The sequence below is a fragment of the Pseudomonas sp. B21-036 genome (genome assembly GCF_024748925.1).
Classification (GTDB): domain Bacteria; phylum Pseudomonadota; class Gammaproteobacteria; order Pseudomonadales; family Pseudomonadaceae; genus Aquipseudomonas; species Aquipseudomonas palmensis.
The window spans coordinates 1,982,490-2,008,252 of record NZ_CP087178.1; the positions used below are offsets into that span (position 1 = coordinate 1,982,490).

General features: G+C 67.5%; 27 protein-coding genes. 20 read left to right on the plus strand and 7 right to left on the minus strand.

The window, feature by feature from the left end:
• Positions 1–13: 13 nt before the first annotated feature.
• The 14 genes from LOY33_RS08765 to LOY33_RS08830 all read left to right on the plus strand — a co-directional run bounded on the left by LOY33_RS08765 (position 14) and on the right by LOY33_RS08830 (position 13,424).
• Positions 14–361, plus strand: a complete 348-nt coding sequence (locus LOY33_RS08765) for a DUF4389 domain-containing protein (RefSeq protein ID WP_043863115.1) — start codon at positions 14–16, stop codon at positions 359–361.
• On the plus strand, positions 358–813 hold the full coding sequence (gene sixA / locus LOY33_RS08770; RefSeq protein ID WP_213607256.1) for a phosphohistidine phosphatase SixA: 456 nt from the start codon (positions 358–360) through the stop codon (positions 811–813). The genes LOY33_RS08765 and sixA overlap by 4 nt, the downstream gene beginning before the upstream one ends.
• 26 nt (positions 814–839) lie before the next feature.
• The gene (locus LOY33_RS08775) at positions 840–1,283 is read left to right on the plus strand and encodes a hotdog fold thioesterase (RefSeq protein WP_043863113.1); all 444 of its coding nucleotides are present in this window, start codon (positions 840–842) and stop codon (positions 1,281–1,283) included.
• 81 nt (positions 1,284–1,364) lie between these two features.
• A complete protein-coding gene (locus LOY33_RS08780) occupies positions 1,365–1,712 on the plus strand; it encodes a hypothetical protein (RefSeq protein ID WP_043863112.1) in 348 nt (115 codons plus the stop codon).
• 92 nt (positions 1,713–1,804) lie between these two features.
• The gene (locus LOY33_RS08785; protein WP_054915681.1) at positions 1,805–2,599 is read left to right on the plus strand and encodes an alpha/beta fold hydrolase; all 795 of its coding nucleotides are present in this window, start codon (positions 1,805–1,807) and stop codon (positions 2,597–2,599) included.
• The gene (locus LOY33_RS08790) at positions 2,596–3,447 is read left to right on the plus strand and encodes an alpha/beta hydrolase (RefSeq protein ID WP_258662459.1); all 852 of its coding nucleotides are present in this window, start codon (positions 2,596–2,598) and stop codon (positions 3,445–3,447) included. The genes LOY33_RS08785 and LOY33_RS08790 overlap by 4 nt, the downstream gene beginning before the upstream one ends.
• Positions 3,448–3,562: 115 nt before the next feature.
• A complete protein-coding gene (locus tag LOY33_RS08795; RefSeq protein WP_043863109.1) occupies positions 3,563–4,372 on the plus strand; it encodes a DUF4892 domain-containing protein in 810 nt (269 codons plus the stop codon).
• A gap of 11 nt (positions 4,373–4,383) precedes the next feature.
• On the plus strand, positions 4,384–5,436 hold the full coding sequence (locus tag LOY33_RS08800; RefSeq protein WP_258662461.1) for an AI-2E family transporter: 1,053 nt from the start codon (positions 4,384–4,386) through the stop codon (positions 5,434–5,436).
• 193 nt (positions 5,437–5,629) lie between these two features.
• On the plus strand, positions 5,630–5,719 hold the full coding sequence (kdpF, locus tag LOY33_RS08805) for a K(+)-transporting ATPase subunit F (RefSeq protein ID WP_043863107.1): 90 nt from the start codon (positions 5,630–5,632) through the stop codon (positions 5,717–5,719).
• An 8-nt stretch (positions 5,720–5,727) separates the two neighbouring features.
• Complete coding sequence (gene kdpA / locus LOY33_RS08810; protein WP_054915683.1) at positions 5,728–7,422, plus strand: potassium-transporting ATPase subunit KdpA; 1,695 nt, start codon at positions 5,728–5,730, stop codon at positions 7,420–7,422.
• A gap of 10 nt (positions 7,423–7,432) precedes the next feature.
• Entirely contained in the window at positions 7,433–9,484 is a 2,052-nt protein-coding gene (gene kdpB, locus LOY33_RS08815) for a potassium-transporting ATPase subunit KdpB (RefSeq protein WP_078480474.1), read from the plus strand.
• A 14-nt stretch (positions 9,485–9,498) separates the two neighbouring features.
• On the plus strand, positions 9,499–10,059 hold the full coding sequence (kdpC, locus tag LOY33_RS08820) for a potassium-transporting ATPase subunit KdpC (RefSeq protein ID WP_054915735.1): 561 nt from the start codon (positions 9,499–9,501) through the stop codon (positions 10,057–10,059).
• A gap of 15 nt (positions 10,060–10,074) precedes the next feature.
• Positions 10,075–12,729: a sensor histidine kinase KdpD gene (locus tag LOY33_RS08825; RefSeq protein WP_043863104.1), complete on the plus strand. Its 2,655-nt coding sequence runs from the start codon at positions 10,075–10,077 to the stop codon at positions 12,727–12,729.
• The gene (locus LOY33_RS08830) at positions 12,726–13,424 is read left to right on the plus strand and encodes a response regulator (RefSeq protein WP_043863103.1); all 699 of its coding nucleotides are present in this window, start codon (positions 12,726–12,728) and stop codon (positions 13,422–13,424) included. The genes LOY33_RS08825 and LOY33_RS08830 overlap by 4 nt, the downstream gene beginning before the upstream one ends.
• 16 nt (positions 13,425–13,440) lie before the next feature.
• On the opposite strand, the gene LOY33_RS08835 is transcribed toward LOY33_RS08830, so the two are convergent.
• On the minus strand, positions 13,441–14,460 hold the full coding sequence (locus tag LOY33_RS08835; RefSeq protein WP_043863102.1) for a patatin-like phospholipase family protein: 1,020 nt from the start codon (positions 14,458–14,460) through the stop codon (positions 13,441–13,443).
• Positions 14,461–14,620: 160 nt separating this feature from the next.
• Here LOY33_RS08835 and LOY33_RS08840 point away from each other — a divergent pair, with 160 nt between their 5' ends.
• From LOY33_RS08840 to LOY33_RS08850, 3 genes are all read left to right on the plus strand, one after another.
• Positions 14,621–14,899, plus strand: coding sequence for a hypothetical protein (locus LOY33_RS08840; RefSeq protein WP_043863101.1), 279 nt, complete (start codon positions 14,621–14,623; stop codon positions 14,897–14,899).
• Positions 14,900–14,913: 14 nt separating this feature from the next.
• Entirely contained in the window at positions 14,914–15,681 is a 768-nt protein-coding gene (locus tag LOY33_RS08845; RefSeq protein ID WP_258662463.1) for a CHAD domain-containing protein, read from the plus strand.
• Between the two features lie 84 nt (positions 15,682–15,765).
• Positions 15,766–16,569, plus strand: coding sequence for an acyl-CoA thioesterase II (locus tag LOY33_RS08850; protein WP_043863099.1), 804 nt, complete (start codon positions 15,766–15,768; stop codon positions 16,567–16,569).
• A gap of 1 nt (position 16,570) precedes the next feature.
• Here LOY33_RS08850 and LOY33_RS08855 read toward each other — a convergent pair whose 3' ends face one another.
• The 3 genes from LOY33_RS08855 to LOY33_RS08865 all read right to left on the minus strand — a co-directional run bounded on the left by LOY33_RS08855 (position 16,571) and on the right by LOY33_RS08865 (position 19,233).
• Positions 16,571–16,777 (minus strand): hypothetical protein, encoded by a 207-nt coding sequence (locus LOY33_RS08855; RefSeq protein ID WP_052504289.1) that lies wholly within the window; start codon positions 16,775–16,777, stop codon positions 16,571–16,573.
• Between the two features lie 84 nt (positions 16,778–16,861).
• On the minus strand, positions 16,862–18,340 hold the full coding sequence (locus LOY33_RS08860) for a methyl-accepting chemotaxis protein (protein WP_054915686.1): 1,479 nt from the start codon (positions 18,338–18,340) through the stop codon (positions 16,862–16,864).
• 86 nt (positions 18,341–18,426) lie between these two features.
• Positions 18,427–19,233 (minus strand): TatD family hydrolase, encoded by an 807-nt coding sequence (locus LOY33_RS08865; RefSeq protein WP_043863097.1) that lies wholly within the window; start codon positions 19,231–19,233, stop codon positions 18,427–18,429.
• Positions 19,234–19,397: 164 nt separating this feature from the next.
• Here LOY33_RS08865 and LOY33_RS08870 point away from each other — a divergent pair, with 164 nt between their 5' ends.
• From LOY33_RS08870 to LOY33_RS08880, 3 genes are all read left to right on the plus strand, one after another.
• On the plus strand, positions 19,398–20,819 hold the full coding sequence (locus LOY33_RS08870) for a transglycosylase SLT domain-containing protein (protein WP_043863096.1): 1,422 nt from the start codon (positions 19,398–19,400) through the stop codon (positions 20,817–20,819).
• Positions 20,820–20,925: 106 nt separating this feature from the next.
• Positions 20,926–21,357, plus strand: a complete 432-nt coding sequence (locus LOY33_RS08875; protein WP_043863095.1) for a DoxX family protein — start codon at positions 20,926–20,928, stop codon at positions 21,355–21,357.
• Positions 21,358–21,718: 361 nt separating this feature from the next.
• Entirely contained in the window at positions 21,719–22,027 is a 309-nt protein-coding gene (locus tag LOY33_RS08880; protein WP_258662465.1) for a hypothetical protein, read from the plus strand.
• Between the two features lie 4 nt (positions 22,028–22,031).
• On the opposite strand, the gene greB is transcribed toward LOY33_RS08880, so the two are convergent.
• From greB to LOY33_RS08895, 3 genes are read right to left on the minus strand one after another with little or no spacing between them, the layout of a single operon-like run.
• The gene (gene greB, locus LOY33_RS08885) at positions 22,032–22,529 is read right to left on the minus strand and encodes a transcription elongation factor GreB (RefSeq protein ID WP_043863093.1); all 498 of its coding nucleotides are present in this window, start codon (positions 22,527–22,529) and stop codon (positions 22,032–22,034) included.
• A 36-nt stretch (positions 22,530–22,565) separates the two neighbouring features.
• Positions 22,566–25,073: an ABC transporter permease gene (locus LOY33_RS08890; RefSeq protein WP_258662467.1), complete on the minus strand. Its 2,508-nt coding sequence runs from the start codon at positions 25,071–25,073 to the stop codon at positions 22,566–22,568.
• A complete protein-coding gene (locus LOY33_RS08895; protein WP_043863091.1) occupies positions 25,074–25,757 on the minus strand; it encodes an ABC transporter ATP-binding protein in 684 nt (227 codons plus the stop codon).
• Positions 25,758–25,763 lie beyond the last annotated feature (6 nt).

Genomic DNA, 25,763 nt, shown 5'->3' on the forward strand with positions numbered 1-25,763 from the left:
ACAGGAGCAGGGCATGAACGAGTCCCCAAAACAGGCGCAGCGCGAATCGATCATCTTGCGTGTGCTGTGGATGCTGGTGTTCCTACTGGTATGGCAACTGGCCGAGCTGCTGCTGGGTGGCCTGGTGGTGGTGCAACTGGTGTACCGGCTGATCTACGGCGCACCCAGTGCCAGCCTGATGAACTTCGGCGACAGCCTGAGCCAGTTTCTGGCCCAGATCGGTCGCTTCGGCAGTTTCCACACCGACCAGAAGCCCTGGCCGTTCGCCGACTGGCCCACCCCGCGCGCGCCGGAAGGCGAAGCCGCCCACAGCGTGCCGCCTGCGCCACACCCGGCGCGTGACGAAGAGCCCAAGCTGTGAGGCTGTGGGTACTGCGCCACGGTGAAGCCGAGCCCCGCGCCAACAGCGACGCCGAACGCCGGCTGACCGCCCACGGTCGCGAGCAGGTGCTGCGCAGTGCCGCCCAGTTGCTCGGCTGCGCGCCGCAGGTGATCCTGGCCAGCCCCTATGTACGCGCGCAGCAGACCGCTGCGCTGGTCCACGAGGCGCTGGGTTTGGACAAGCCGGTGCAGACCGTGCCCTGGCTCACCCCCGAAAGCGACCCGCAGCAGGTCATCGCCGAGCTGGACAGGCTGGGGGTGGAGCAGGTGCTGCTGGTCAGCCATCAACCGCTGGTGGGCACGCTGGTGTGCCTGCTCGAGCATGGCCACCGCAAGGACCCCGCACCCATGGGCACCGCCAGCCTGGCCGAACTCGACGGCGACCACCCCCTGGCCGGGCTGATGACACTGCGCAGTCTCACTCCCCCCTGATCGCCAACCACGACAAGGAATGCTGCATGAGCCTCTGGAAAACCCAACCCGATATCGACCAGCTCAACGCCCGCCAGAAAGGCACCATCGGCGAAGTGCTGGATATTCGCTTCGAAGGCTTCACCGACGACTCCCTGAGCGCCAGCATGGTCGTCGACCAGCGCACCCACCAGCCGTTCGGCCTGCTGCACGGCGGCGCCTCGGTGGTGCTGGCCGAGAGCGTCGGCTCCATGGCCAGCTACCTGTGCATCGACACCACGCGCTTCTATTGCGTGGGCCTGGAGATCAACGCCAACCACCTGCGCGGTGTGCGCAGCGGGCGCGTCACGGCCACTGCCCGGCCCGTGCACATTGGCCGAAGCACCCATGTGTGGGACATCCGCCTGAGCACCGAAGACGGCAAGCTCAACTGCATCTCGCGCCTGACCATCGCCGTCATCGCGCTGGGCGACAACCCACCGGCGACCTGATATTTCTACCAGTTGTTGCCCATGCGCTGCCTTGCTAGCGTGCCCCCAGGACCCATCGGGGGCGCGAACAGGAGTTTGGCGATGAACACACCGGATCCGGAAATGGCAGGCTCGGCCTACTTCTACGACATCGTGCGCCAGGTCGAGCGTGCCCAGGCGCTGGATTTTGCCGAGTACAACGTGCTCAAGGACAGTGCCGAGGCCAAGCTCGACGAGTTGATGCGACGCCTGGAGGGGCTGCGTGAGCTCAGGCAATTGCGCGAGACGGGCCGCCTGATGGGGCATCAGTTGCAGGCCACTTGCCTGGCACTGCGCCGGGCCGAACTGAGCCGCGAGCACAAGCGCAAGGCACGTGATGCGCTCGAGTACCAGTTGCTGTACCTGCAGGCCTGCCTGCGCCGTTCGATCGCCAGCTTCGACGCGAATTGACCTGATCGTCGTGCTCCCTGGCCTGTACGGATGTTGCCGGGTGTTGCCGCGGCGGGGAAAATGGCCCGATTCCCCTTCGCGGACAGGCGACCATGACGCAGCAGATCTTCTTCGCCCATGCCAACGGCTTCCCCTCGGCCACCTACGGCAAGCTGTTCGCTGCGCTGGCCCCCGATTATCACGTCACCCACCTGCCGCAGCACGCGCACGACCCGCGCTTTCCGGTCAACGACAACTGGCAGAACCTGGTCGATGAACTGATCCATCACCTGGAGCAGCAGCCCGAGCCGGTGTGGGGGGTAGGGCACTCGCTGGGCGGGGTGCTGCACCTGCACGCGGCGATGCGCTGCCCGCAGTACTACCGTGGGGTGGTGATGCTCGATTCGCCGGTGCTGACCCGAGCCGACGAGTGGCTGATCCAGCTGGCCAAGCGCTTTGGCTTCATTGACCGCATCACCCCGGCCGGCCGCACCCTGGGACGCCGCGAGGCGTTCGCCGACCGCGAGAGTGCCCGGGCCTACTTCACCGGCAAGGCGCTGTTTCGACAGTTCGACCCCGACTGCTTCGAGGCTTATCTGGAACATGGCCTGCAGGACGAGGGCGAGCAGTTGCGCCTGCGCTTCGACCCGGCCACCGAGATCAGCATCTATCGCAGCCTGCCCCACGTAAGCCCCGGCCCGGCCCGCCAGCTGACGCTGCCGCTGGCGATGGTGCGTGGCAGCCAGAGCCGCGTGGTACGCCGCCACCACGCGTATGCCGTGCGCAGCATGCCCAGGGGCGAGTTCCACAGCCTGCCGGGCGGGCACATGTTTCCGCTGGAGCGCCCGCATGACACCGCGAGCCTGATCAAGGGCCTGTTCGATCGCTGGCAGGAGGCGGTGCAATGAGTGGCGTGGAGGAAGTGCGCCTGAACCTGGGGCACATCGAACTGGCAGCGCACCTGTTCGGCCCGCAGCAGGGCATCCCGGTAATCGCCCTGCATGGCTGGCTCGACAACGCCAACACCTTCGCGCGCCTGGCGCCCCGGCTGCATGGGCTGCGCATCGTGGCACTGGACCTGGCCGGGCATGGCTATTCAGACCATCGGCCGGTGGGCGCCGGCTACGCGCTGTGGGACTACGCCCACGACGTGCTGCGGGTAGCCGAGCAACTGGGCTGGCAACGGTTTGCCCTGCTCGGGCCCTCGCTGGGGGCGATCATCTCGGTGATCCTGGCCGGTGCCTTGCCCGAGCGGGTCACCCGCCTGGCGCTGATCGACGGGGTGATTCCGCCCGGCGCCGGCCCCCAGGACACGGCCGAGCGCATGGGCATGGCCTTGCAGGCGCAGTTGCGCCAGGGCGGCAAGGGCAAGACCGTCTACCCGACCCTGGAGCTGGCGGTGCAGGCGCGCATGCAGGGCATGGTCGCGGTCACCCGCGAGGCCGCCGAGCTGCTGGCCCAGCGCGGCCTGATGCCGGTGCCGGGTGGCTACACCTGGCGCAGCGACAGCCGCCTGACCCTGCCGTCGCCGCTGCGCATGAGCGAAGAACAGGCGCTGACCTTCGTGCGCCGCATCGCCTGTCCGACCCAACTGGTGGTGGCCGCCGACGGCATGCTGGCGCGCAACACCACCCTGCTCGAGCAGCTACCCTTCAAGCTGGAACAGCTGCCGGGCGGGCATCACCTGCACCTGAACGACGAGTCGGGCGCCAGCCTTGTTGCAGACTGTTTCAATCGCTTCTTTGCCATTTCTTGACTTGCGGCGGGCAACTGTCGAGGCTTGGCGGGTTGAACAGGGAGACAACCATGACCAAGCGCGACACCGTTGCACCTTTTTTCGCCATCGAGGCCCTTAGCGCCATGGCCCGCCAATGAGTATTTCGCGTCTGATTCGAACAGGCCTTGCCGGCCTGGCCGTGCTTGCCAGCACGCCACTGATGGCCGATCAACTGCCGATTCCGGTGGATGCCAAGGTAGTGGGCCAGACCAGTGCGCAGGAACTGGAGCAGGAACAGGAGCGGGTGTACCCCCTCGGTTCGCTGCGCAAGATCAGCAATGTGGTACGCATGGAGGGCAAGGTCGAGGGCCGCGGCAAGGTCAGCTATGCCACCTACCAGCTGCCGGCCGAGCGCAGTGCCAACGAAGCCTTTACCGCCGCCCGCGAAGCCTTGCAGACCGCAGGTGGCTACCCGCTGTTCTGGTGCCAGGGGCAGGACTGCGGTGAAAGCAGCCTGTGGTCGGCGCAGCTGGCCGGGCGATTCAACCTGACCGGTGCCGACAATCAGCAGGCGTTCATTCTGTTGCGCCGCTCCGGCGCCTCCAGCGACACCCTGGTTGCGCTGTACAGCATCACCAAGGGCAATCGGCGCGCGTACCTGCATGTCGAGGAGTTCGTGGCCAACGCACCGCTGGGCGAGGTGTTGCCCACGCCGGCCACCGTGCAGCGCGAACTGCTGAGCACCGGCAAGCTCGACTATGCCGACCTCAAGGGCGAACCGCAGCCGGCCTGGGTCAACCTGCTGTCGCGCAGCCTCAACCTGAACAGTACCTTGCGCGTGACCCTCACCGGCGCCCAGGCCGAGGCCTGGCGCGAGCAACTGGTCAAGGCCGGGGTGCGCGCTGCACGGCTTGAAGTGGGTACGCAGCCGGCTGCCGGGCTGCATGTCGAACTGATCCGCTGACCGGGGCCGCTATGCTCAACAACGATCGCCTGCTGGTGCAGATCATCCTTATCGGCCTGCTGGGGGCCGGTCTGTGGGTCATGGCCCCGTTCATTTCCGCGCTGCTGTGGGGGGCGATCCTGGCCTATGCCAGCTGGCCGCTGATGCGCCTGCTCACGCGCGTGCTCGGCGGGCGCGAAACCCTCGCGGCGAGTGTACTGACGGGCGTGTGGATGCTGCTGGTGGCATTGCCGCTGGTGTGGCTGGGCTTCAACCTGGCCGACCATATTCGTGATGCCACCGCGTTCGTGCGCGACGTGCAGGTCGACGGCCTGCCCGATTCGCCGGCCTGGCTGGGCGGCATACCCTTCGTGGGGGAGCGCCTGGTCGGCTTCTGGGACACCCTCGACCAGCAGGGCGCGGCCATGCTGGCGGCGATCAAGCCACACCTGGGGCAGGTGGGCAACTGGTTGCTGGCCCGCAGTGCGCAGATCGGCGGCGGGATTCTCGAACTGACCCTGAGCCTGGTGTTCGTGTTCTTCTTCTACCGTGACGGGCCGCGGCTGTCGGCCTTCGTGCTGCGCCTGCTGAACCGCCTGATCGGCGAGCGCGCCGAATACTACCTGGACCTGGTGGCTGGCACCGTGCAACGGGTGGTCAACGGCGTGATCGGCACCGCAGCGGCGCAAGCCCTGCTGGCGCTGATCGGCTTCCTGATCGCCGGGGTGCCGGGCGCGCTGGTGCTGGGCCTGGTGACCTTCCTGCTCAGCCTGATCCCCATGGGGCCGCCGCTGGCGTGGGTGCCGGCCACCGCATGGCTGGCGTGGCAGGGCCAGTACGGCATGGCGGTGTTCCTGGGGATCTGGGGCACGTTCATCATCAGTGGCGTGGACAACGTGCTCAAGCCCTACCTGATCAGCCGGGGCGGCAACCTGCCGCTGGTGATCGTGCTGCTGGGGGTGTTTGGCGGGTTGCTGGCGTTCGGCTTCATCGGCCTGTTCATCGGCCCCACGCTGCTGGCGGTGGCCTACAGCCTGCTGCTGGACTGGACCCGCAGCGAGCCGCAGCACCCGCCGCGGGCCTGATCGCACCGGCCTGGCTGGCCGGACCGCCCTTGCCAGGCGCCGGCCTTGCCGGCCAACGGGGCGTCCCAGCCATGCCGACTCGCTCTCTTTACGCATTCTTTATACCCAACCCTCGCTAGCCCTCTCGCCCCTTTACGCCCCCCCTCCCGACAATCACCGTCAGCGGCACCGTGCCGCGGGACGGAGATTCTTCATGAGCATTCTGGACGGGGTGTCACTGCTGCTGGCAGTGGCGTTGTTTGTGTACCTGATGGCCGCGCTGCTGCGCGCCGATCGCGGTTAGGAGCAGCCATGCACAGTTACGATTACGCATTGCTGCTGGCCTTTTTCGCCCTGGTGCTGCTGCCGGCGCCCTGGCTGGGCCGCTTCTACTACAAGGTGATGGAAGGCCAGCGCACCTGGCTGAGCCCGCTGCTGGGGCCGGTGGAGCGAGGCTGCTACCGGCTGGCCGGGGTCGACCCTGCCACCGAGCAGAGCTGGAAGACGTACGCCCTGGCGCTGCTTGCCTTCAACCTTGCAGGCTTCGGGCTGCTGTTTGCCGTATTGCTGCTGCAAGGGCACCTGCCGCTGAACCCGCAGCACCTGCCCGGCCAGGAGTGGTCGCTGGCGTTCAACACCGCCGTCAGCTTCATGACCAACACCAACTGGCAGTCCTACAGCGGCGAAGCCTCGCTCAGCTACCTGAGCCAGATGCTCGGCCTCACCGTGCAGAACTTCGTCAGCGCCGCCACCGGCCTTGCCGTGCTGGTCGCGTTGTGTCGTGGCATTGCCCGACGCTCGGCCAGCACCCTGGGCAACTTCTGGGTCGACATGACCCGCGCCACCCTCTACGGGCTGCTGCCGCTGTGCCTGCTGCTGGCGCTGCTGCTGGTATGGCAGGGCGTGCCGCAGACCTTCACCGATTATGTGCATGCACTGACCCTGCAGGGCGCCGACCAGGTGATCCCGCTGGGCCCGGCTGCCAGCCAGATCGCGATCAAGCAGCTGGGCACCAACGGCGGCGGCTTTTTCGGGGTGAACTCGGCGCACCCGTTCGAGAACCCCAGCGCCTGGAGCAACCTGTTCGAGGTGGCCTCGATCATCCTGATTCCGGTGGCCCTGGTGTTCACCTTCGGCCACTACGTCAAGGACCTGCGCCAGAGCCGCGCGATCATCGCCTGCATGCTTGCGCTGTTCGTGATCGGCGGCGCCACCGCGCTGTGGTCGGAGTACCAGCCCAACCCCACCCTGAACAGCCCGCTGGTGGAACAGACCGCCCCCCTGGAAGGCAAGGAGAGCCGCTTCGGCACCACCGCCAGCGTGCTCTGGAGCGTGACCACCACCGCGGCCTCCAACGGCTCGGTGAACAACATGCACGACAGCCTCAACCCGCTCAGCGGCATGGTCGCGCTGGTCAACATGATGGTCGGCGAGGTGATTTTCGGCGGCGTCGGCGCCGGGCTCTACGGCATGCTGCTCAACGTGCTGATCGCGGTGTTCCTGGCCGGGCTGATGATCGGTCGTACCCCTGAATACCTGGGCAAGAAGCTGCAGGCCCGCGAGGTGCAACTACTGGTCGCCACGCTGCTGGTGATGCCGGTGGGCGTGTTGGTGCTCGGCGCGCTGGCCACCAGCCTGCCGGGGCCTGCCGCCGCGGTCAGCAACCCGGGCCCGCACGGCTTCAGCCAGTTGCTGTACGCCTACACCTCGGCCAGTGCCAATAACGGCTCGGCGTTTGCCGGGCTGGGCGCCAACACCACCTTCCACAACCTGATGATCGGCCTGGGTATGTTGATCGGGCGCTTCGGCTACATCCTGCCGGTGCTGGCCCTGGCCGGCAGCCTGGCGCTGAAGAAGAGCGCGCCGGTGGGCCAGAACAGCTTCCCGACCCATGGCCCGCTGTTCGTCACGCTGTTGCTGGTGACCATCCTGCTGATCGGTGGCCTGACCTTCCTGCCGGCCCTGGCCCTGGGCCCGGTTGCTGAATACCTGAGCCTGGGCTTGTGAGGAGCCGACCATGAACCTGCCTGTTTCCGAAGTGAAGGCGGCCCCGTCCGCCACTGCCCGCACCACCTTCGCCGCGCTCTGGCGTCCGGCCCTGGTGCAGGCATTCGTCAAGCTCGACCCGCGCCAGCTCAAGCGCGCCCCGGTGATGCTGGTGGTGGAACTGACCGCTATCTTCACCACCCTGCTGTGCCTGCTGCCCAGCGACGTACCCACCGGCGTATCGGTGCAGATCGCCGTGTGGCTGTGGTTCACCGTGCTGTTCGCCAACTTCGCCGAGGCCCTGGCCGAAGGCCGTGGCAAGGCCCGCGCCGACAGCCTCAAGGCCGGCAGCCAGGGTCTGAACGCGCGGCGGCGCATGGCCTCGGGCGAGTTCGAGGTGGTGCCGGCCAGTGACCTGCGCAAAGGCGATGTGGTGCGTGTGGATGCCGGGGAGATGATCCCCGGTGACGGCGAGGTGATCGAAGGGATCGCCGCGGTCAACGAGGCGGCAATCACCGGCGAGTCCGCACCGGTGATCCGCGAGTCTGGCGGCGACCGCTCTGCGGTCACCGGCAACACCCGGCTGGTGTCCGACTGGCTGCTGGTGCAGATCACCAGCAACCCGGGCGAGTCGACCCTGGACCGCATGATCGCCCTGGTCGAGGGCGCCAAACGCCAGAAGACGCCCAACGAGGTGGCCCTGGACATCCTGCTGATCGGCCTGACGCTGATCTTCCTGGTGGTAGTGGTCACGCTGCAGCCCTTCGCGCACTTTGCCGGCGGCAGCATCCCGATGGTGTTTCTGGTGGCCTTGCTGGTGACCCTGATCCCCACCACCATCGGCGGCCTGCTGTCGGCCATCGGCATCGCCGGCATGGACCGCCTGGTGCGGCTCAACGTGATTGCCCGTTCGGGGCGTGCAGTGGAAGCGGCCGGCGACGTACACGTGCTGCTGCTGGACAAGACCGGCACCATCACCTTCGGCAACCGCCGTTGCAGTGCGGTGCACGCCGCCCCCGGCATCACTGCCCGCGAGCTGGGCGAGGGCGCCTTGCTGGCCTCGCTGGCCGACGACACCGCCGAAGGCAAGTCGATCGTCGACTACCTGCGCCAGTTGCATGACTTCACCCCACCCGACGCTGAACACCTGGTGCCGGTGGCCTTCAGCGCCGAAACCCGCCTGTCGGGCGTCGACTTCGGCGCCCAGCGCTACCGCAAGGGCGCGGTGGATTCGGTACTGGCGTTCGTCGGCATGCAGCGCCTGGACCTGCCGGCCGCCCTGGCCCGTGAAGTCGACCGCATTGCCCAGAGTGGCGGTACCCCGTTGCTGGTGTGCGTGGACAAGCGCCTGCTGGGCGTTATCCACCTCAAGGACGTGGTCAAGCCCGGCATTCGCGAGCGCTTCGCCGAGCTGCGCAAACTGGGCATTCGCACCGTGATGGTGACCGGCGACAACCCGCTGACCGCCGCGGCGATTGCCGCCGAGGCCGGGGTCGACGACGTGCTGGCCGAGGCCACGCCGGAGAAGAAGCTGGCACGCATTCGCCAGGAACAGAACGACGGGCGCCTGGTAGCCATGTGCGGCGACGGCGCCAACGACGCCCCGGCGCTGGCCCAGGCGGATGTCGGCATGGCCATGAATGACGGCACCCAGGCGGCCCGCGAGGCGGCCAACATGGTCGACCTGGACAGCGACCCGACCAAGTTGCTGGATGTGGTACAGGTGGGCAAGGAGCTGCTGGTGACCCGTGGCGCGCTCACCACCTTTTCCATTGCCAACGACGTGGCCAAGTACTTCGCCATCCTGCCGGCGCTGTTCGCTGCGATCTACCCGCAGCTGGGCGTGCTCAACCTGATGCAACTGGCCAGCCCGCAGAGCGCCATCGTCTCGGCGATCGTGTTCAACGCGCTGATCATCGTGGTGCTGATCCCGCTGGCGCTGCGCGGGGTACGGGTGCAGGCCGCCAGCGCTGCCCACCTGCTGCGGCGCAACCTGCTGATCTACGGTCTGGGCGGGCTGCTGGTGCCGTTCGTGGGGATCAAGCTGATCGATCTGGCGCTCAATGCGCTGCACCTTGTGTGAACTGGGAGATGAACATGACGACGCTAGTACGCCCGGCCCTGAGCCTGATTGTGCTGATGACCCTGATCACCGGCGCGGTGTACCCGCTGGTGGTCACCGGAGTCGCCCAGGTGGCGTTCCCCGAGCAGGCCAACGGCAGCCTGCTGCGCGACGACAGTGGCCAGGTGCGCGGCTCGCGCCTGCTGGCCCAGCCGTTCAGTGGCGCGGGCTGGTTCCAGCCGCGGCCCTCGGCGGCCGACTATGCCACGGTGTCCAGCGGTGCCAGCAACCTGGCGCCGAGCAACCCGGCGTTGGCCAAACGCGTGGGCGAGCAGGCCCAGGCGCTGTATGTGCCGGCACAAGGCCCGGTGCCGCTGGCGCTGCTGACCACCTCCGGCAGCGGCCTGGACCCGCACCTGCCGCCAGCAGCCGTGGCCTATCAGCTGGCGCGGGTGGCAGCGGCGCGGCAATTGCCGCTGCCCACCTTGCAAGCCCTGGTGGAGCAGTCCACCCTGCACCCACTGGTGGGGCCGCCGGTGGTCAATATCCTGGCCCTGAATGCGGCCCTCGACCAGCTCGCACCTGCTTCGAAATAAGGACGTGTGTCGACCATGAGTGATTCTGAACGCGCCGATGCGTTGTTGGCCGAGTTGCCGCGCGAGGGGCGCGGCCGGCTCAAGGTGTTCCTGGGCGCAGCGCCCGGCGTAGGCAAGACCTACGCCATGCTGCAGGCGGCCCATGCGCAGTTGCGCCAGGGGGTGAGGGTGCTGGCGGGCATCGTCGAAACCCATGGGCGCAGCGAAACCGAGGCGCTGCTGGGCGGTTTGCCGCAACAGCCGCTGGTGCGCTCCGAGTACCGTGGCGTGCAGTTGGAGGAAATGGACCTGGACGGCCTGCTCAAGGCCGCCCCGCAACTGGCGCTGGTGGACGAGCTGGCCCACAGCAACGCACCCGGCAGCCGCCACGCCAAGCGTTGGCAGGATGTGCAGGAGCTGCTGTCGGCCGGTATCGACGTGTACACCACGGTCAACGTGCAGCACCTGGAAAGCCTCAATGACCATGTGCGCGGCATCACCGGCGTGCAGGTGCGCGAAACGCTGCCCGACTGGGTGCTGCAGGAAGCCTTCGAACTGGTGCTGATCGACCTGCCGCCGCGCGAGCTGCTCGAACGCCTGCGCGACGGCAAGGTGTACGTGCCGGAGCAGGCGCGGGCGGCGATCGATGCGTTCTTCACCCAGACCAACCTGACGGCCCTGCGCGAGCTGGCGATGCAGACCGCCGCCGCCCAGGTCGATGCCGACCTCGCCCACGGCTACCGCAGCCTGGGCCAGGATGCGCCGGCGCTGCGTGGGCGCCTGCTGGTGGGGGTGGATGGCGATGCCCAGGCCGAGCGTCTGGTACGTCATGCCAGCCGCGTGGCACAGCGCCGCCACCTGCCCTGGAGCCTGGTGCACGTGGACAACGGCCGCCTGCGCGACGAAACCGCACGCCAGCGCCTGCAGGCCGCCCAGCAGCTGGCCGAGCGGCTGGGCGGCGAAGTGGTGGTGCTGCGCGCCGGCGAGGTGGCCAACACCTTGATCCAGCATGCGCTGGAGCGGCGTGCGAGCCTGGTGCTGGTGGGCCAGTCGCGTGATCGGCTGCGTCGGCGCTGGTTCGGTGCCGGTGTGGCGGCGCGCCTGTTGCGCGAGGCCCACGGGCTGGAAATCAACGTGCTCGACCGCGACGCACAGCCAGAACCGGTCAGCGCTCCGGTGGCGCGAGCCTGGGCCTGGCGCCACTACCTGCTGGCGCTGCTTGCCACCGTGCTGGCCAGTGCACTGGCCTGGGGCGTGGCCGGTGTGCTGGCGCTGCCCAACATCTCGCTGGTGTTTCTGGCAGCAGTGCTGCTGGTGGCGGTGCGCAGCAGCTTGGGCCCGGCGCTGGTGTGCGCCGCGCTGTCGTTTCTGGCCTACGACTTTCTGTTCATACCGCCGAATTTCTCGCTGAGCATCCAGCGCGAGGAGGACGTGCTGACCCTGGTGTTCTTTCTGCTGATGGCCGCCCTGACCGGCAACCTGGCGGCGCGCCAGCGGCGTCAGTTGCAGGCGCTGCGCGAAACCCAGGAGCAGACCGGCCAATTGCTGGACCTGACCCGCCGGCTGACCGCAGCCACCGACCGCCAGGCGGTGTTCAATGCCGCCAGCCACCACCTGGAGGGCTGGACGGACGTGCAGATGTGCCTGCTCGAACGCGATGCCGAAGGTCGCCTGCAGGTGGCCAGCGGCGGTGCCCTGCAGTTCAATGACACCGAGCGGGCGGCCGCCGACTGGGCCTGGCAGCATGACCAGGCCGCCGGCCTTGGCAGCGACACCTTGCCCAACGGGCGCTGGTGGTGGTGGCCGCTGTCGGTGGAGGAAGGCCCGCTGGCCCTGCTGGGGGTACGCCCGCGCGAGGGCCAGGTGCTGACGGCTCAGCGCCGGCGCCTGCTCAAGGCCCTCAGCCAGCCATTGGCCCAGGCCCTGGCCCGGGCGCGGCTGGCCGATCAGCTGGAGGCGGCGCGCCTGCACGGCGAAACCGAGCAGTTGCGCAGTGCCTTGCTGGCCTCGGTGTCCCACGACCTGCGCACCCCGTTGACTGCCATGCGCGGCAGCATCGACAGCCTGCTGGCACTGGGTGAGGCAATCAGTCAGCACGACCGTCGCGAGCTGCTCGAAGGCACCCGCGACGAGGCCGAGCGCCTGGACCGTTACATCCAGAACCTGCTCGACATGACCCGCCTGGGGCATGGCGGGCTCAAGCTCGCGCGGGACTGGGTGGCGCCGACCGACATCGTCGGCAGCGCCCTGAGCCGCCTGCGCGTGGTGCTGGCCCCGTTGCAGTTGCGCACCGAGGTGCCGGCAGAGCTGCCGCTGCTGTTCGTGCATGCCGCACTGATCGAGCAGGCCCTGATCAATGTGCTGGAGAACGCGGCACGCTTCTCGCCGGCCCACGGGCGCCTCGAACTGCGGGTGAGTGTGGAAGGCGAGCAGCTGTGCCTGGCCGTCGCCGACGAGGGCCCGGGGATTGCGCCGCAGGACCGGGCGCGCATCTTCGACATGTTCTACACCGCTGCGCGCGGGGACCGGGGCGGGCAGGGCACGGGGCTGGGGCTGGCGATCTGCCAGGGCATGATCGGCGCCCATGGCGGGCAGATCCGTGTAGAGGACGGCATCGATGGCCGTGGCACCTGCATCACACTATGCTTGCCGCTTCCGGCCCAACCTGAACTGGACAGCGAGACCCCATGAGCCAGACCGCGACCGTGCTGGTCATCGACGACGAACCGCAGATCCGCAAGTTCCTGCGCATCAGCCTTGGCTCGCAGGGCTACAAGGTGCTGGAGGCGGGCACCGGTGCCGAGGGCCTGAGCCAGGCGGCGCTGGGTCGGCCGGAGCTGGTGGTGCTCGATCTGGGGTTGCCCGACATGGACGGGCAGCAGGTGCTGCGCGAACTGCGCGAATGGAGCCAGGTGCCGGTGCTGGTGTTGTCGGTGCGGGCCAGCGAAGTGCAGAAGGTCGAGGCGCTGGACGGCGGGGCCAATGACTACGTGACCAAGCCGTTCGGCATCCAGGAGTTTCTGGCGCGGGTGCGCGCGTTGCTGCGCCAGGTGCCCCAGGCGGTGGCCGAAGAGTCGGCGCCGCGCTTCGGCCCGTTGACCGTGGACCTTGCCTACCGGCGCGTGACCCTGGCGGGCGAGGAGGTGGCGCTGACCCGCAAGGAGTATGCGTTGCTGGCGCAACTGGCGCGTCACCCGGGGCGGGTGATCACCCAGCAGCAGTTGCTCAAGGATATCTGGGGCCCCACCCATGTGGAGGACAGCCACTACCTGCGCATCGTGGTGGCGCATGTGCGGCAGAAACTGGGGGACGACCCGACGGCGCCGCGGTTCATCGTGACCGAGCCGGGGGTGGGGTATCGGTTGATCGGGCCGGAGCAGGCTTGAGGGCCTCTTCGCCGGCCTAGCGCCTCTCGGCCTCATAGTTGTCCAGCGTATCGCGTGCAATCTCGCGTCCCAGCGCGATCAGCTCCGGCGCCTTGTAGAACTCGAAGAACCGGCACACCCGCTTGGGCACGTTGATCAGTACATCCGGCGGGTAGCCGGCGATCTTGTACTGCGCCAGCGACGTCTGCATCACCTCGAAGCTCTGGTTGATCAGGTCCAGCAGCGAAGCCGGGCCCACGTTGTCGACAATGAACGAGCCGGCTGCCGATTTCGGCGCGCCGTCAGTCTCGGGCGCCGCCGAGGGCTGCTGCGCCTCGGGCTCGGCCGCATCGCTGAGCCACGGGTTGGGCGCCGCCTGCTCGATGCGGATCAGCCCTTCGGCGGCCTTGCGCCGGAACGGCAGGTGCGAGCCCAGCGAGTTGATCAGGTTGTCGAAGCGCAACTTGAACGCTGCCGGCCGCTCGATCACCGGCAACTGGTAATGCTTCTGGTTGGTGGAGTTGAGGTTCACCGCCACGATCAGGTCGCAGTGGCTGGACACCACCGGGATGATCGGCAACGGGTTGAGGATGCCGCCATCGACCAGCATGCGGTTGCCCTGCACCACCGGGGTGAACAGGCTGGGGATCGCCGCCGAGGCGCGCATGGCCTGGTGCAGGCAGCCTTCCTGGAACCAGATCTCCTGCTGGTTGGTGAGGTCGGCCGCCACTGCGGTGTAGGGGATGCGCAGGTTCTCGATGTTGACCTCGCCGACGATCTTGCGGATCTGCCCGAACACCTTCTCGCCGCGAATCGCGCCCAGCCTGAAACTCACGTCCACCAGGCGCAGCACATCCAGGTAATCCAGGCTCTCGATCCAGCGTCGGTATTCGTCGAGCTTGCCGGCGGCGTAGATGCCGCCGATCACCGCGCCCATCGAACAGCCGGCAATGCAGGCGATGTCGTAGCCGCGCCGCTCCAGCTCCTCGATCACGCCGATGTGTGCATACCCTCGGGCGCCCCCCGACCCCAGCACCAGTGCTACGCGTTTGCTCATGGTCGTTCCTTGCGGCTGTTCTGCTCGTGGGCCTAACAATGCACCCATTCAGGGCTGTGCTTCAATCGTGACAAGCGCTGGGCTACGCTGAGCAGGGCACTTTTCAGCGTGCGTGCCGTCGAAGTGCCACCCCGAACATTTTCCTTTTGAGGTAACACCGATGAAAGCCTGGATCTGCCTGCCCCTGATTGCCCTGGTACTGAGCGGCTGCGCCGGCAAGACGGCGTACCGGGACAGCTGCGCCAATCAGCTGGATTCGGCCTGGAAGGAGCTGGACCTGGCCAAGGCCGAGGGCTTCGCCGGCACGGTCAGCTATTCCAAGGCCCTGTCGCTGCTGACCGGCGCCAAGACCCAGCAGCAGTTCGAAGCCTTCGAAGGCTGCAGCAACAAGGCCGAGAAGGCACGCTTCTACATCCGTGAATCGCGCGCCGGGCGCTGAGGGAGGACCAGGCCATGTCGGCAATGCTCGACCATGTGATCGCCCAGGTGCTGACCCTGCACGTGCGTCTGCTGGCCTGCCAGGCGCGCCTGGCGGCCAATACCGACAGTGAGGCGCTGCATGACCTGCGTACCAGCGTGCGTCGCCTGCGCAGCCTGCTGCGGCCCCTGCGCGGGCTGCCGGGGGTGGACAAGCTGGAGGATGCTGCCGCCGAGCTGGGGCGCCTGACCACGCCGCTGCGCGATCGCGAGGTGCTGACCGCGCAGTTGCTCGAACGCGGGCTGCCCGAGGTGGCCCGCCAGCAGCTTGGCGACCCGGCCCGCACCTTTGCCCGGGTGGCGGCCAGCGCCGAGCTTGCGCGGCTGCTGGCGATCATCGATGCCTTCCCGATGTTCCTGCGCGCGGCCCAGCGCCAGGGCCTGGTACGCCGCCTGGAGGCGCGGGTGGGCAAGCGCCTGCACAAGCAGTGGCGCAACCTGCAGGCTGCCATGAACGACCCGGCGCACGACCGCCACCGCCTGCGCCTGCTGATCAAGCGGGTGCGCTATGGCGCCGAGGCCTATCCACAGCTCGAACGCCTGCGCCCGGCCCTGCGCCGCGGGCTCAAGCGCGCCCAGGGCGATCTGGGCGACTGGCACGACCTGTTGCAGTGGCTGTTGCAGGCCGAGCAGCAGCCTGGCCTGGCGCCCTGCGTGGCGCACTGGCAGGCGCAACAGGCGGCGGCCGAGCAACGTGCCGACCGCACGCTGGAGACACTGCTGAGCGAAATCCAACGTCGATAAGTCGCGTGTTTGGCGCAAATGCGGCCTGTGCGCGGCGCGGCGGCTGGTTAACATCGCCACATTTGCCCACTGGTCGAGGTCCCGATGAATTTTTCCCAACTGCTCACCGCCGTGCGCCTGCAGCCCCAGGCGGTGACCATCCCGGCCGAATGGGCCCAGGGGCGTGCCTGTTTCGGCGGGCTGATGGCGGCGCTGGTGTACGAGGCCATGCACGCCAAGGTCGCCCCGGACCGTCCGGTGCGCTCGCTGGCCATCACCTTCGTAGGGCCGGCCGAGCCTGGGGTGCCGATCAGTTTCGAGGTGGAGCTGTTGCGTGACGGCAAGGCGGTCAGCTCGCTGCTGGGGCGCGCGGTACAGAATGGCCAGGTGGTGACCCTGGTGCAGGGCAGTTTCGGTGCCGGGCGCGATTCGGTGGTGCAGGTGTCAGGGCTGGCGCCGGTGCCGATGAAAAGCCTTGCCGAGTCCAGCCCCGAGTTGCCCTTCATCAAGGGCGTGACCCCCGAGTTCATTCGCCACCTGGCCATGCGCTGGGGCATTGGCGGCTTGCCGTTCAGCGGTAGCCGGTCACGCGAGATGGGCGGCTGGGTGCGCCTGCGCGGTGAGGATGTGGTCGAGGAGCCGGTGACCGAAGCCCACCTGCTGGCGCTGGTCGATGCCTGGCCACCGGCGTTGATGCCGCACCTGAGCAAGCCCGCTGCCGGCAGCACCCTGACCTGGACCATCGAGTTCGTGCAGCCGGTGGCCAGCCTGACCACCCTGGACTGGTGCCAGTACTGCGCCCAGATCGACTACGCGCGTGACGGCTACGGCCATGTGGCGGCCGCCTTGTGGAACGGAGCCGGTGATTTGCTTGCCATCAGCCGCCAGACGGTGACCGTGTTCGCCTGAATCACTGGCGCTGGCGCTCCACCGCCACACCGGCCAGCAGGCCGATGACGCCGACGGCCAGGGTGCCCAGGTCGGCGTCGAGCGCGCCGCTCAAGACCAGCAGCGCGCCGATGGCCAGCAGCGGCAGTGCAATCAGCTGCAGCGCGATGTTGGTGGGGGTACGAGGGGCGTGATGCCAGTGGGGCAGGTGAAACAGGTGCTTGTTCATCACGGTTCTCCTCAAGGTGCAAAACGGATAACCCAAGCGTAGTTTGGCCCCCGCCAGGGGGCCAATTGCGCGCGGCTATCGCGTTTATAGCTTGAGTTGACCGATGGCCTTGTTCAGCTCGCCGGCCAGGGTGGCCAGTTCGCTGCTGGTGGTGGCCGAGTCGACGGTCTGCTGCACGGTCTCTTCGGTCACGTCGCGGATGCTCACCACTGCGCGGTTCATCTCTTCGGCCACCTGGCTCTGCTGTTCGGCCGCCACGGCGATCTGGGTATTGCTCTCGCGCATCTGCGCCACCGCGCCGGTGATCTCCGCCAGGGCCTCGCCGGCTTCCTGGGCCTGCTTGACGCAGTCGTCGGCCTTGAACGAGCTCTCGGTCATGAACTCCACCGCATCGCGGGTGCCGGCCTGCAGGGCAGAGACCATGGTGGTGATTTCATCGGTGGAGCTCTGCACGCGCTTGGCCAGGTTGCGCACCTCGTCCGCCACCACCGCGAAACCGCGGCCCAGGTCGCCGGCACGGGCCGCCTCGATCGCCGCGTTGAGGGCCAGCAGGTTGGTCTGTTCGGCGATGCTGTGAATCACCCCGACCACGCTGTTGATCTTCTGGCTGTCCTCGGCCAGTTGACGGATCATCTCGGCCGTCTGCTGCACGCCGGTGGAGAGCCCCGAGATCGACGACTGCACGCGGCTGACCACGTCCTTGCCGCTGCCGGCCAGGGTGTCGGCGCTTTGCGACAGGTCGCGTGTGGCACCGGCATGCTGGGCGATGTGGTAGACGGTGGCGGTCATTTCGTTGATGGCGGTGGCGGCCTGGTCGGTTTCGCTCTGCTGGCCGAGCATGCCGTGGCGCACCTCGTTCATGCTGGCGGCCAGGCGCGCGGCGCCGGCATCCAGCTGCGCGGCGGTTCGCGCCACGGTGTTGACCACGCGGTGGTAGGTGGTCTGCATGGCGTTGAAGGCGCTGGCCATCTGGCCGATCTCGTCGCCGCAGGACAGCGGCACCCGTGCCGACAGGTCACCGGTCTTCTCGACGTGCAGCATCACGTCCTTGAGGATGTTGAGCTGGCTGAGCAGGAAGCGGATCAGCAACTGCGAGGCGCACAGCATGGCCAGCATCAGGATCAGTACGCACACCGCATAGTTGACGAAGCGGTCGGTGAACACCTGCGCCATGCTCGGGGCCTGGGCCAGTACCGCGATCTGCTGGCCATCGCGCTGGATGACCTGCGCACCGATCAGCGGGTCGCTGCCCAGCAGCGGCATGCCGTTCAGCTCGACCCAGCCCTGGGCAGTGGCCAGGGCCGGCAACGCCTGGCCATCGAAGGTGGGCGCCTGCCCGGGTGTGAAGCTGACCCAGGTGGCGTTCTGCGGCAAGGCCTGGCCGGCGGGCCAGGCGGCCAGCAGGCGGGCTTCGGATTGCACCCGGGCCTGGGCCGTCTCGGCCCTGGCGCGGGTTTCCAGGTGCACCGCATACAGCACCACGAACAGGGTTGTGACGAAGGCGACTGCGTTCACCGCCCAGAACTTGTACTTCAGTGAGATATTGCTGAGCCAGGCACCCATGGATAGGTCTTCTCTGATTGAGCGGAAACAATTTGGCAAGGTGCCATCAGTGTGCCAGCCAATTCAAAGACAAATCTTGATATGCGTCAAACTATGTCGGGGAGCCCGAAGAAGCGCCGGGCGCAGTCGCTGGTGTGCGCAGCCACTTGCTCGGGTGTCTCGCCCCGGTGCAGGGCCACTTCGCGCAGCACTTCGGGCAGGTAGGCCGGTTCGTTGCGACCGCTTTTGGGTTTGGGGCGCAGGGTCCGGGGCAGCAGGTAGGGGGCGTCGCTCTCCAGCATCAGGCGGCCAGTGGGGATGCTGGCAACCAGCGGGTGCAGGTGGGTACCGCGACGTTCGTCGCAGATCCAGCCGGTGATGCCGATGTGCAGGTCCAGGTCCAGGTAGCTGAACAGGGCGCTGCGCTCGCCGGTAAAGCAGTGCACCACGGCGGCTGGCAGGCGGTCGCGGTAGTCCTTGAGAATCTGCAACAGGCGTTCGTTGGCATCACGCTCGTGCAGAAACACCGGCATCTGCAGCTGCACCGCCAGCGCCAGTTGTTCTTCCAGGGCCTTTTCCTGTTGCGGGCGCGGCGAGAAGTCACGGTTGAAGTCCAGCCCGCATTCACCCACCGCGTGCACCCGTGGCTGTTCGAGCAGCGCGCGCAGATGGCGCGCGGTGTCGCTGTTCCAGCTGCTGGCATCGTGGGGGTGTACACCGGCCGTGCTGAACAGGCGCCGGGCCTGCGGGTCGAGTTGCTCGCACAGGTGTAGCGCGGCTTCGCTGCCGGCCAGGCTGGTACCGGTCACCAGCATCTGATGCACCCCGGCGGCCTCGGCACGCTGCAAGATGGCCTCGTGCTTGCCGTCGAAACTTGGGTTGGTCAGATTGACGCCGATGTCGATGAGTTGCATGGTGCTACCTCAGGTTGTGCGGCAAAAGCGCTTGGCAGCGCCGGAAAATACCAATAACGCCAAGAACTTCAAGAAGTTGTCGCGGTCTTTTGCGGTCAATTGTCACGGACCGACCGCTCATTATGGCGTCAAATACTCAATCGCGGCCCTTTGCCGGAGACCGGATGACGCGATCACTTTGGCTTTTTTTGCTGTGTGTGGGCCTGCTGTGCGCCGGCCCGGCCCACGCACGCCTGCCCGGCCCGCAGCAGGCGGTGCCTGCGGCCAAGGTGCGCGACCTGGCGCAGATCCGTGAAAGCCGGGTGTTGCGCGTGCTGGTCAACCAGAGCCGCAACAGCTCCGGCGAAGTCAAGGGCCAGCCGGTGGGCATCGAGTACCATCGGCTGATCGCCTTCGAGCACTACCTCAACGGGCGTGCCCGTGACGGTCAGCAGATCCGCCTGAAGATCATCCCCAAGGCCAAGGACCAGTTGATCGGCGCATTGCAGCGTGGCGAGGGCGATCTGGTGGCGCCCGGCGAGCTGATCGATTTGAGTTCCACCCGCGGGGTGATGGCCAGCGACCCGGTGCTGGAGAATGTGCCGCTGGTGCTGGTGGGGCGCAAGGGCGAACGGACCTACCAGCGCGTCGAGCAGCTTGCCGGCCGCACCGTGACCCTGACCAGTTCGAGTGCGGCAGGCGATACCCTCCACGAAATCAACCAGCGCCTGGCCCTGCGCAAGCTGGCGCCGCTCAAGGTGGAATGGGCGGACCCCAGCCTTGCGGTGGAGGATGTGCTGGAAATGGTGCAGGCCGGCATCTTCCACCTGACCGTGGTCGAACAGCCGATTGCCCGGCGCTGGGCGCAGGTGATGCCCAAGCTGCTGGTGCAGCGCAAGGTGCAGCTGGCCCAGCCCGAGGCGATGCATTGGTACGTGCGCCGCGACGCGGCGATGCTGCACGCCAGTGTCGATCGCTTCCTCAAGGGGTATCACGCCCCGGCCGATCAGGATGTGGCGTTCGAGCGTATCTACCGGCGCCTGTACAAGGTGCATTACCCGCTGGCCCAGGCCAACCGCCAGCGCCTGGAAAAACTGCGGCCGGTGCTGCAGCGTCACGCCCAGGCCCAGAACCTGGACTGGCTGAACCTGGCGGCACTGGCGTTCAAGGAGTCGGCCCTCGACCCGGCGGCCAGGGGCGCAGGTGGCGCCCATGGGCTGATGCAGATCACCCCCGGTGCGGCGCAGCGGGTGGGGATCAGCGATATCGCCAATGTCGATGGCAATGTACAGGCCAGCGCGCGCTACCTGGCACTGATCCGGCGCAAGTTCTTTTCCAGCAACCAGCTCAACGAACGCGAGCGCATGGCGTTCGTGCTGGCCGGCTACAACCTGGGGCCGGAGCGGGTTCAGGCCATGCGGGCCGAGGCGCGGCGACGCGGCCTGAACCCCAACCAGTGGTTCTTTCAGGTAGAGCGTGTGGCGCTCGAGCAGGTGGGAATGGGGCCGGTCAGCTATGTTAATAGCGTCAACAAGTACTTTCTGGCATTCGACCGCGAACGCGACGCGCTGGAAGCCCGGGGACGAAAAGTGGCCTCACGCAAGTAATCGAAAATTACGATTTGTATGTGCAGATAATCGCGATTTTAACATTTGAAAATATGATTAAGATGGCGACCTCTACCACACACCTGCATCGCTTAAGGAAGACAGCATGAACGCCATCAACTCCGTATTGTTCACCCGCGCCGGCTGGGGCATTACCGTACTGCGCATCTTCATCGGCATCATCTTCATGGCCCATGGCTCGCAGAAGCTGTTCGGCCTGTTTGGTGGCGGCGGGCTGGCAGGCACCGCGCAGTACATGGAAAGCCTGGGGCTGACCCCGCCGACACTGATGGCGGCGCTGTCCGGTGGGGCCGAGTTCTTCGGCGGGCTGGCACTGGTCATCGGCCTGCTGGCACGCCCGGCGGCCCTGGCGCTGGTGGGGTTGCTGCTGGTGGCGATTTTCTCGGTGCACATCGGCAACGGTCTGTTCATGGCCAACAACGGCTATGAGTTCGCCCTGGCGCTGCTGGGTGGCGCGATTGCGGTACTGGTGGAAGGGGCGGGTAGGGCGTCGGTGGACCGCATGATCGCCAAGTGAGCCTTGGCGTTGTGGCAAAAAAAGGGCCTGCATTGCAGGCCCTTTTTTGTGCCCGACCCGGCTGCTTGCTTCTGCGGCAACGCAGGCGCCTTCAGGGGCACCGACAGGTGCAGGAACCGGCGTCGCCGTCGAATGCGAGAAACTCGCTTGTTTTTCCGGCGTCCGGGTCGTTTATCAGACGATGGCATTGTTGACAGCCGGGCCGGCGCTTCTCTAGGATGTTGGCTTGCGCCGATTTAAACAGCTACTTGCGGGGCGCAGGAAGACCACCAGCAGGTCGTCCGAATACCGCTAAAGCGCTGGTTCGGTGACGCCTCGCACCGCAGCCCAGCGGGATCTGCGAGGCACAGAGAAGTACACCATGAGTTGCCCACGTACCAGCGTTTGCCTCACCCCTCTCCCTACCAGCCAGGCGACTCGCACGCCGCGCATTATGCTGAGCGGCAAACACCAGCCGACCCTGCTGCGCTACCTCGATGGCTGGCCCCGCCCCAAAGGCCGCGCCACGGCGTTCCTGATCCAGTTCGCCGACTCCTGCGAAACCCTCGCCCGGTTCGGTAACGACCGTTTCGACCTGGCCGTGGTGCAGGCGCCCTCGAGGGCCGATGCCGCCGAAGTGATCCACCACCTGACCCGCGTCGCCCGCCAGGGCTTGATCACCCGCGCCTGATCGCTCAGGGGTACTCGATCTCGACGATGTACACCGTCTGTTCGCCAGTCGGTGTCTGCACCCGCACTTCAGCGTCCAGCGCCTTGCCGATCAGGGCGCGGGCCAGGGGCGAATCGATGCTGATCAGGCCCAGTTTCAAGTCCAGCTCGTCGGGCCCGACGATGCGGTAGCGCGATTGTTCGCCGTCTTCGTTCTCGACCGTGACCCAGGCCCCGAAGTACACCTTGTTCGGGTCGCTGGGCCGTTCGCTCACCACTTTCAGGTTTTCCAGGCGCTTGGTCAGGAAGCGCACGCGGCTGTCGATTTCGCGCAGCATCTTCTTGCCGTAGGTGTACTCGGCGTTTTCCGAACGGTCACCTTGCGCTGCTGCCTCACTGACCGACTGGGTCACCTGGGGCCTGCGCACATGCCACAGTTCATGCAGCTCGGCGCGCATGCGCGCCTCGCCCTGTGGGGTGATCAGTGCGGTGCCGGCAGTGCGGGGCGGGCGGTATCGGCTCATGGGCTTCCAGGCTCGGGTAGGTAGCCGCCGAGTCTATCAGCCCTCGCGAAGCACTGTCAGCGGGCTGGCATTGAGCGCCCGGCGCGTGCCGAATACCCCCGCACCCCCCACCAGCAACGCACCGATCACCGGCAACAGCAGCAGCCACGGGTGCGGGCTCCAGTGCAGGTCGAATGCGTAGCGGTACAGCAGCAGGCTGATCAGTTCGGTGCCCAGCGCCGCGAGCAGGCCGCTGGCAGCGCCCAGCAGGCCGAACTCGATGCGCCGGGCCTTGACCAGCAGGCTGCGGCTGGCGCCCAGTGCCCGCAGCAGCGCACCCTGGTGGATGCGCTCGTCCAGGGTGGCCTGCAGCCCGGCGAACAACACGGCCAGGCCCGCCGCCAGCACGAACAGCAGCACATACTGTACCGCCAGGGTCACCTGGGCCAGGATGCTGCGCAACTGCTCCAGCAGCGCATCGACCTGCAGGATGGTGGCTGCCGGGAACGCTCGCGACAGGGCCACCACCTGCTGGTCGTGGCCTGGGGCCAGGTAGAAGCTGGTGAGATAGGTGGTCGGCAGGTCCTGCAGGGTGCCGGGCTGGAAGATCATGTAGAAGTTGGGCTGGAAACTGTCCCAGTTGACCGTGCGCAGGCTGCTGACCTGTACCTGGCGCTCCAGGCCACCGATGCTGAAGGTCAGGGTGTCGCCCAGCTTGAGCTTGAGGCTCTCGGCCAGCTGCGCCTCCACCGACACGCCGGGTAAGGCATCGGCCGTTGGCTGTGCCTGCCACCACTGGCCGGCGCTCAAGGTGTTGCCCTGGGGCAGGTCGGCGGCCCAGGTCAGGCTCAGGTCGCGCTGGACGGCGCGGTCACCGGTGGATTCCTTGCTGACGATCTCGCGCACCGGCTCGCCATTGATGAGCGTCAGGCGCCCGGGAATCACCGGGAACAACGGCGCGGCATGGACCGAGAATTCGTTCAGGCGCTGGGCGAAGGTGTCCTTGTCGTCCGGCAGGATGTTGAGCACGAAATAGTTGGGAGCATCCTTGGGCAGCTGGTTCTGCCAGGTGTCGAGCAGCTCGGTGCGCAGCAGGGCGATCAGGGCCATGGCCAGCAGGATCATGCCGAAGGCCAGCGACTGGCCTGCCGCCGCCAGCGGATGCTTGAGCAGTTGCCCCAGGCCCAGGCGCCAGGCCAGCGGGGCGCCGGCCAGCAGCCTGCGCAGGCTGCGCAGGCCGAGCAGCAGCAGACCGCCCAGCACCAGCGCGGCCACCAGACCACCGCCGAGCAGGGCGAAGGTCAGCAGCAGGTCCAGGCTCAGGCGCCACATGATGAGGCCCAGGGCCAACAGCGCTGCGCCATACACCAGCCAGCTGCTTGCCGGCACCGGCAGCAGGTCGCGGCGCAGTACACGCAGCGGCGGCACCCGGCCCAGCGCTGCCAATGGCGGCAGGGCGAAGCCGGCCAGCGCCACCAGCCCGGTGGCGATCCCGGCCAGGGCCGGGGCGATGCCACCTGGCGGCACCTGCGAAGGCAGCAGGCCCTGCAGCAGGGCGAACAGACCCAGTTGCGCCAGCCAGCCGAGCAATGCGCCCCCCAGGGCTGCCACGCTACCCAGGATCGCCAGTTGCAGGCAGAACAGGCTCAGCGCCTGGCGCCGGGACAGGCCCAGGCAGCGCAGCAGGGCGCTGGCATCGAAGCGGCGCATGGCAAAACGGCTGGCCGACAGCGCCACGGCCACGCCGGCCAGCAGCACCGCCACCAGGCTGGCCATGTTCAGGTAGCGTTCGGCCTTGCCCAGTGCACCGCCGATCTGCTGGTTGCCGTCACGCGAGTCGCGCAGTTGCTGGTGGGCGGCAAGCCCCGGCTTGGTAGCCTGGGTGTAGCTTGCCAGGGCCTGGGGCTCGCCGCGCCACAGGTCGCGGTAGGTGACCCGGCTGCCGGGCTGCACCACGCCGGTGGCATCCAGGTCAGCCAGGTTCATCAGCACCCGCGGAGTGAGGCTGTAGAAGTTGCCGGCGCGGTCCGGCTCATAGGTCAGCACGCGGCTCAGGCGCAGGGTCTTCATGCCCACGTCGACGCTGTCACCGATCTTGAGGTTCAGCGCCGCCAGCAGGCGCGACTCGACCCAGGCTTCGCCCGGCGGCGGACCACCGCCGGCCACGTCCGGCCCGTAGGCCTCGGCGGCACTGCGCAGCTCTCCGCGCAGCGGGTAACCCGTGCCGGCAGCCTTGACACTGGAGAGCTGGATGCCGTTGTCGGTGGCGATCACGCTGGAGAACTCGACCACTTTCGCATGGGCCAGGCCCAGCTGCTCGCCGTTGCGGATCTGTTCCGGGGTGGCCGGGGCGCTGCCCTGCAGCACCAGGTCGGCGCCAAGGAACTCGGTGGCACGCAGCAGCATGGCGCCGTTCAGGCGGGCGCCGAAGTAGCCGATGGCGGTGCTGGCGGCCACGGCCACCAGCAGGGCGAAGAACAGCACGCGCAGTTCGCCGGCGCGTGCATCGCGCATCAGTTGACGCAACGCCAGGCTCGGCAGGCGCAGAAACGACAGGTGTGCCATCTAGGGCTCCAGCGGGGTGACCAGGTGGCCGGCTTCCAGGCGAATCAGCCGTCCGCAGCGGTGCGCCAGGCGTTCATCGTGGGTGACCAGGACGAGGGTGGTGCCGCGTTCCTTGTTCAGTTCGAACAGCAGGTCGCTGATGCGTTCACCGGTGTGGCTGTCGAGGTTGCCGGTGGGCTCGTCGGCGAACAGCACCGCAGGCTCGGCGGCAAAGGCGCGGGCAATTGCCACCCGCTGCTGCTCGCCGCCGGACAACTGGCGTGGCGAATGGCTCAGGCGCTGGCCCAGGCCGACCCGTTCGAGCAGGCTGCGGGCGTGTTCGCGGGCATCGCGGCGTCCGTCCAGCTCCAGCGGCAGCATCACGTTCTCAAGGGCATTGAGGCTGTCGAGCAGCTGGAACGACTGGAACACGAAGCCGACATGCTCGGCGCGGACCTGGGCGCGCTGGTCTTCGTCGAGCGGGCCCAGGTCGTGCCCGGCCAGTGTCACCGAGCCTGCACTGGGCAGGTCGAGGCCGGCCAGCAGGCCGAGCAGGGTGGACTTGCCCGAGCCGGAGGCGCCGACAATGGCCAGGCTGTCGCCCTGTTTCAATTCCAGGCTCAGTTCGTGCAGGATGGTCAGGTCGCCTTCCGCGCTGGGGACCACTTTGCTAAGGTTGCGCGCAGTCAAGATGCTGGGGCCCATGGAGAA

What these genes read in the sequence shown, in the direction of transcription:
- LOY33_RS08765 (WP_043863115.1), top strand. Translation starts at nt 14, where the DNA reads ATGAACGAGTCCCCAAAACAGGCGCAGCGCGAATCGATCATCTTGCGT.
- LOY33_RS08775 (WP_043863113.1), top strand. Translation starts at nt 840, where the DNA reads ATGAGCCTCTGGAAAACCCAACCCGATATCGACCAGCTCAACGCCCGC.
- LOY33_RS08780 (WP_043863112.1), top strand. Translation starts at nt 1,365, where the DNA reads ATGAACACACCGGATCCGGAAATGGCAGGCTCGGCCTACTTCTACGAC.
- LOY33_RS08785 (WP_054915681.1), top strand. Translation starts at nt 1,805, where the DNA reads ATGACGCAGCAGATCTTCTTCGCCCATGCCAACGGCTTCCCCTCGGCC.
- LOY33_RS08790 (WP_258662459.1), top strand. Translation starts at nt 2,596, where the DNA reads ATGAGTGGCGTGGAGGAAGTGCGCCTGAACCTGGGGCACATCGAACTG.
- LOY33_RS08795 (WP_043863109.1), top strand. Translation starts at nt 3,563, where the DNA reads ATGAGTATTTCGCGTCTGATTCGAACAGGCCTTGCCGGCCTGGCCGTG.
- LOY33_RS08800 (WP_258662461.1), top strand. Translation starts at nt 4,384, where the DNA reads ATGCTCAACAACGATCGCCTGCTGGTGCAGATCATCCTTATCGGCCTG.
- kdpF (WP_043863107.1), top strand. Translation starts at nt 5,630, where the DNA reads ATGAGCATTCTGGACGGGGTGTCACTGCTGCTGGCAGTGGCGTTGTTT.
- kdpA (WP_054915683.1), top strand. Translation starts at nt 5,728, where the DNA reads ATGCACAGTTACGATTACGCATTGCTGCTGGCCTTTTTCGCCCTGGTG.
- kdpB (WP_078480474.1), top strand. Translation starts at nt 7,433, where the DNA reads ATGAACCTGCCTGTTTCCGAAGTGAAGGCGGCCCCGTCCGCCACTGCC.
- kdpC (WP_054915735.1), top strand. Translation starts at nt 9,499, where the DNA reads ATGACGACGCTAGTACGCCCGGCCCTGAGCCTGATTGTGCTGATGACC.
- LOY33_RS08825 (WP_043863104.1), top strand. Translation starts at nt 10,075, where the DNA reads ATGAGTGATTCTGAACGCGCCGATGCGTTGTTGGCCGAGTTGCCGCGC.
- LOY33_RS08830 (WP_043863103.1), top strand. Translation starts at nt 12,726, where the DNA reads ATGAGCCAGACCGCGACCGTGCTGGTCATCGACGACGAACCGCAGATC.
- LOY33_RS08835 (WP_043863102.1), bottom strand. Translation starts at nt 14,460, where the DNA reads ATGAGCAAACGCGTAGCACTGGTGCTGGGGTCGGGGGGCGCCCGAGGG.
- LOY33_RS08840 (WP_043863101.1), top strand. Translation starts at nt 14,621, where the DNA reads ATGAAAGCCTGGATCTGCCTGCCCCTGATTGCCCTGGTACTGAGCGGC.
- LOY33_RS08845 (WP_258662463.1), top strand. Translation starts at nt 14,914, where the DNA reads ATGTCGGCAATGCTCGACCATGTGATCGCCCAGGTGCTGACCCTGCAC.
- LOY33_RS08850 (WP_043863099.1), top strand. Translation starts at nt 15,766, where the DNA reads ATGAATTTTTCCCAACTGCTCACCGCCGTGCGCCTGCAGCCCCAGGCG.
- LOY33_RS08855 (WP_052504289.1), bottom strand. Translation starts at nt 16,777, where the DNA reads ATGAACAAGCACCTGTTTCACCTGCCCCACTGGCATCACGCCCCTCGT.
- LOY33_RS08860 (WP_054915686.1), bottom strand. Translation starts at nt 18,340, where the DNA reads ATGGGTGCCTGGCTCAGCAATATCTCACTGAAGTACAAGTTCTGGGCG.
- LOY33_RS08865 (WP_043863097.1), bottom strand. Translation starts at nt 19,233, where the DNA reads ATGCAACTCATCGACATCGGCGTCAATCTGACCAACCCAAGTTTCGAC.
- LOY33_RS08870 (WP_043863096.1), top strand. Translation starts at nt 19,398, where the DNA reads ATGACGCGATCACTTTGGCTTTTTTTGCTGTGTGTGGGCCTGCTGTGC.
- LOY33_RS08875 (WP_043863095.1), top strand. Translation starts at nt 20,926, where the DNA reads ATGAACGCCATCAACTCCGTATTGTTCACCCGCGCCGGCTGGGGCATT.
- LOY33_RS08880 (WP_258662465.1), top strand. Translation starts at nt 21,719, where the DNA reads ATGAGTTGCCCACGTACCAGCGTTTGCCTCACCCCTCTCCCTACCAGC.
- greB (WP_043863093.1), bottom strand. Translation starts at nt 22,529, where the DNA reads ATGAGCCGATACCGCCCGCCCCGCACTGCCGGCACCGCACTGATCACC.
- LOY33_RS08890 (WP_258662467.1), bottom strand. Translation starts at nt 25,073, where the DNA reads ATGGCACACCTGTCGTTTCTGCGCCTGCCGAGCCTGGCGTTGCGTCAA.
- LOY33_RS08895 (WP_043863091.1), bottom strand. Translation starts at nt 25,757, where the DNA reads ATGGGCCCCAGCATCTTGACTGCGCGCAACCTTAGCAAAGTGGTCCCC.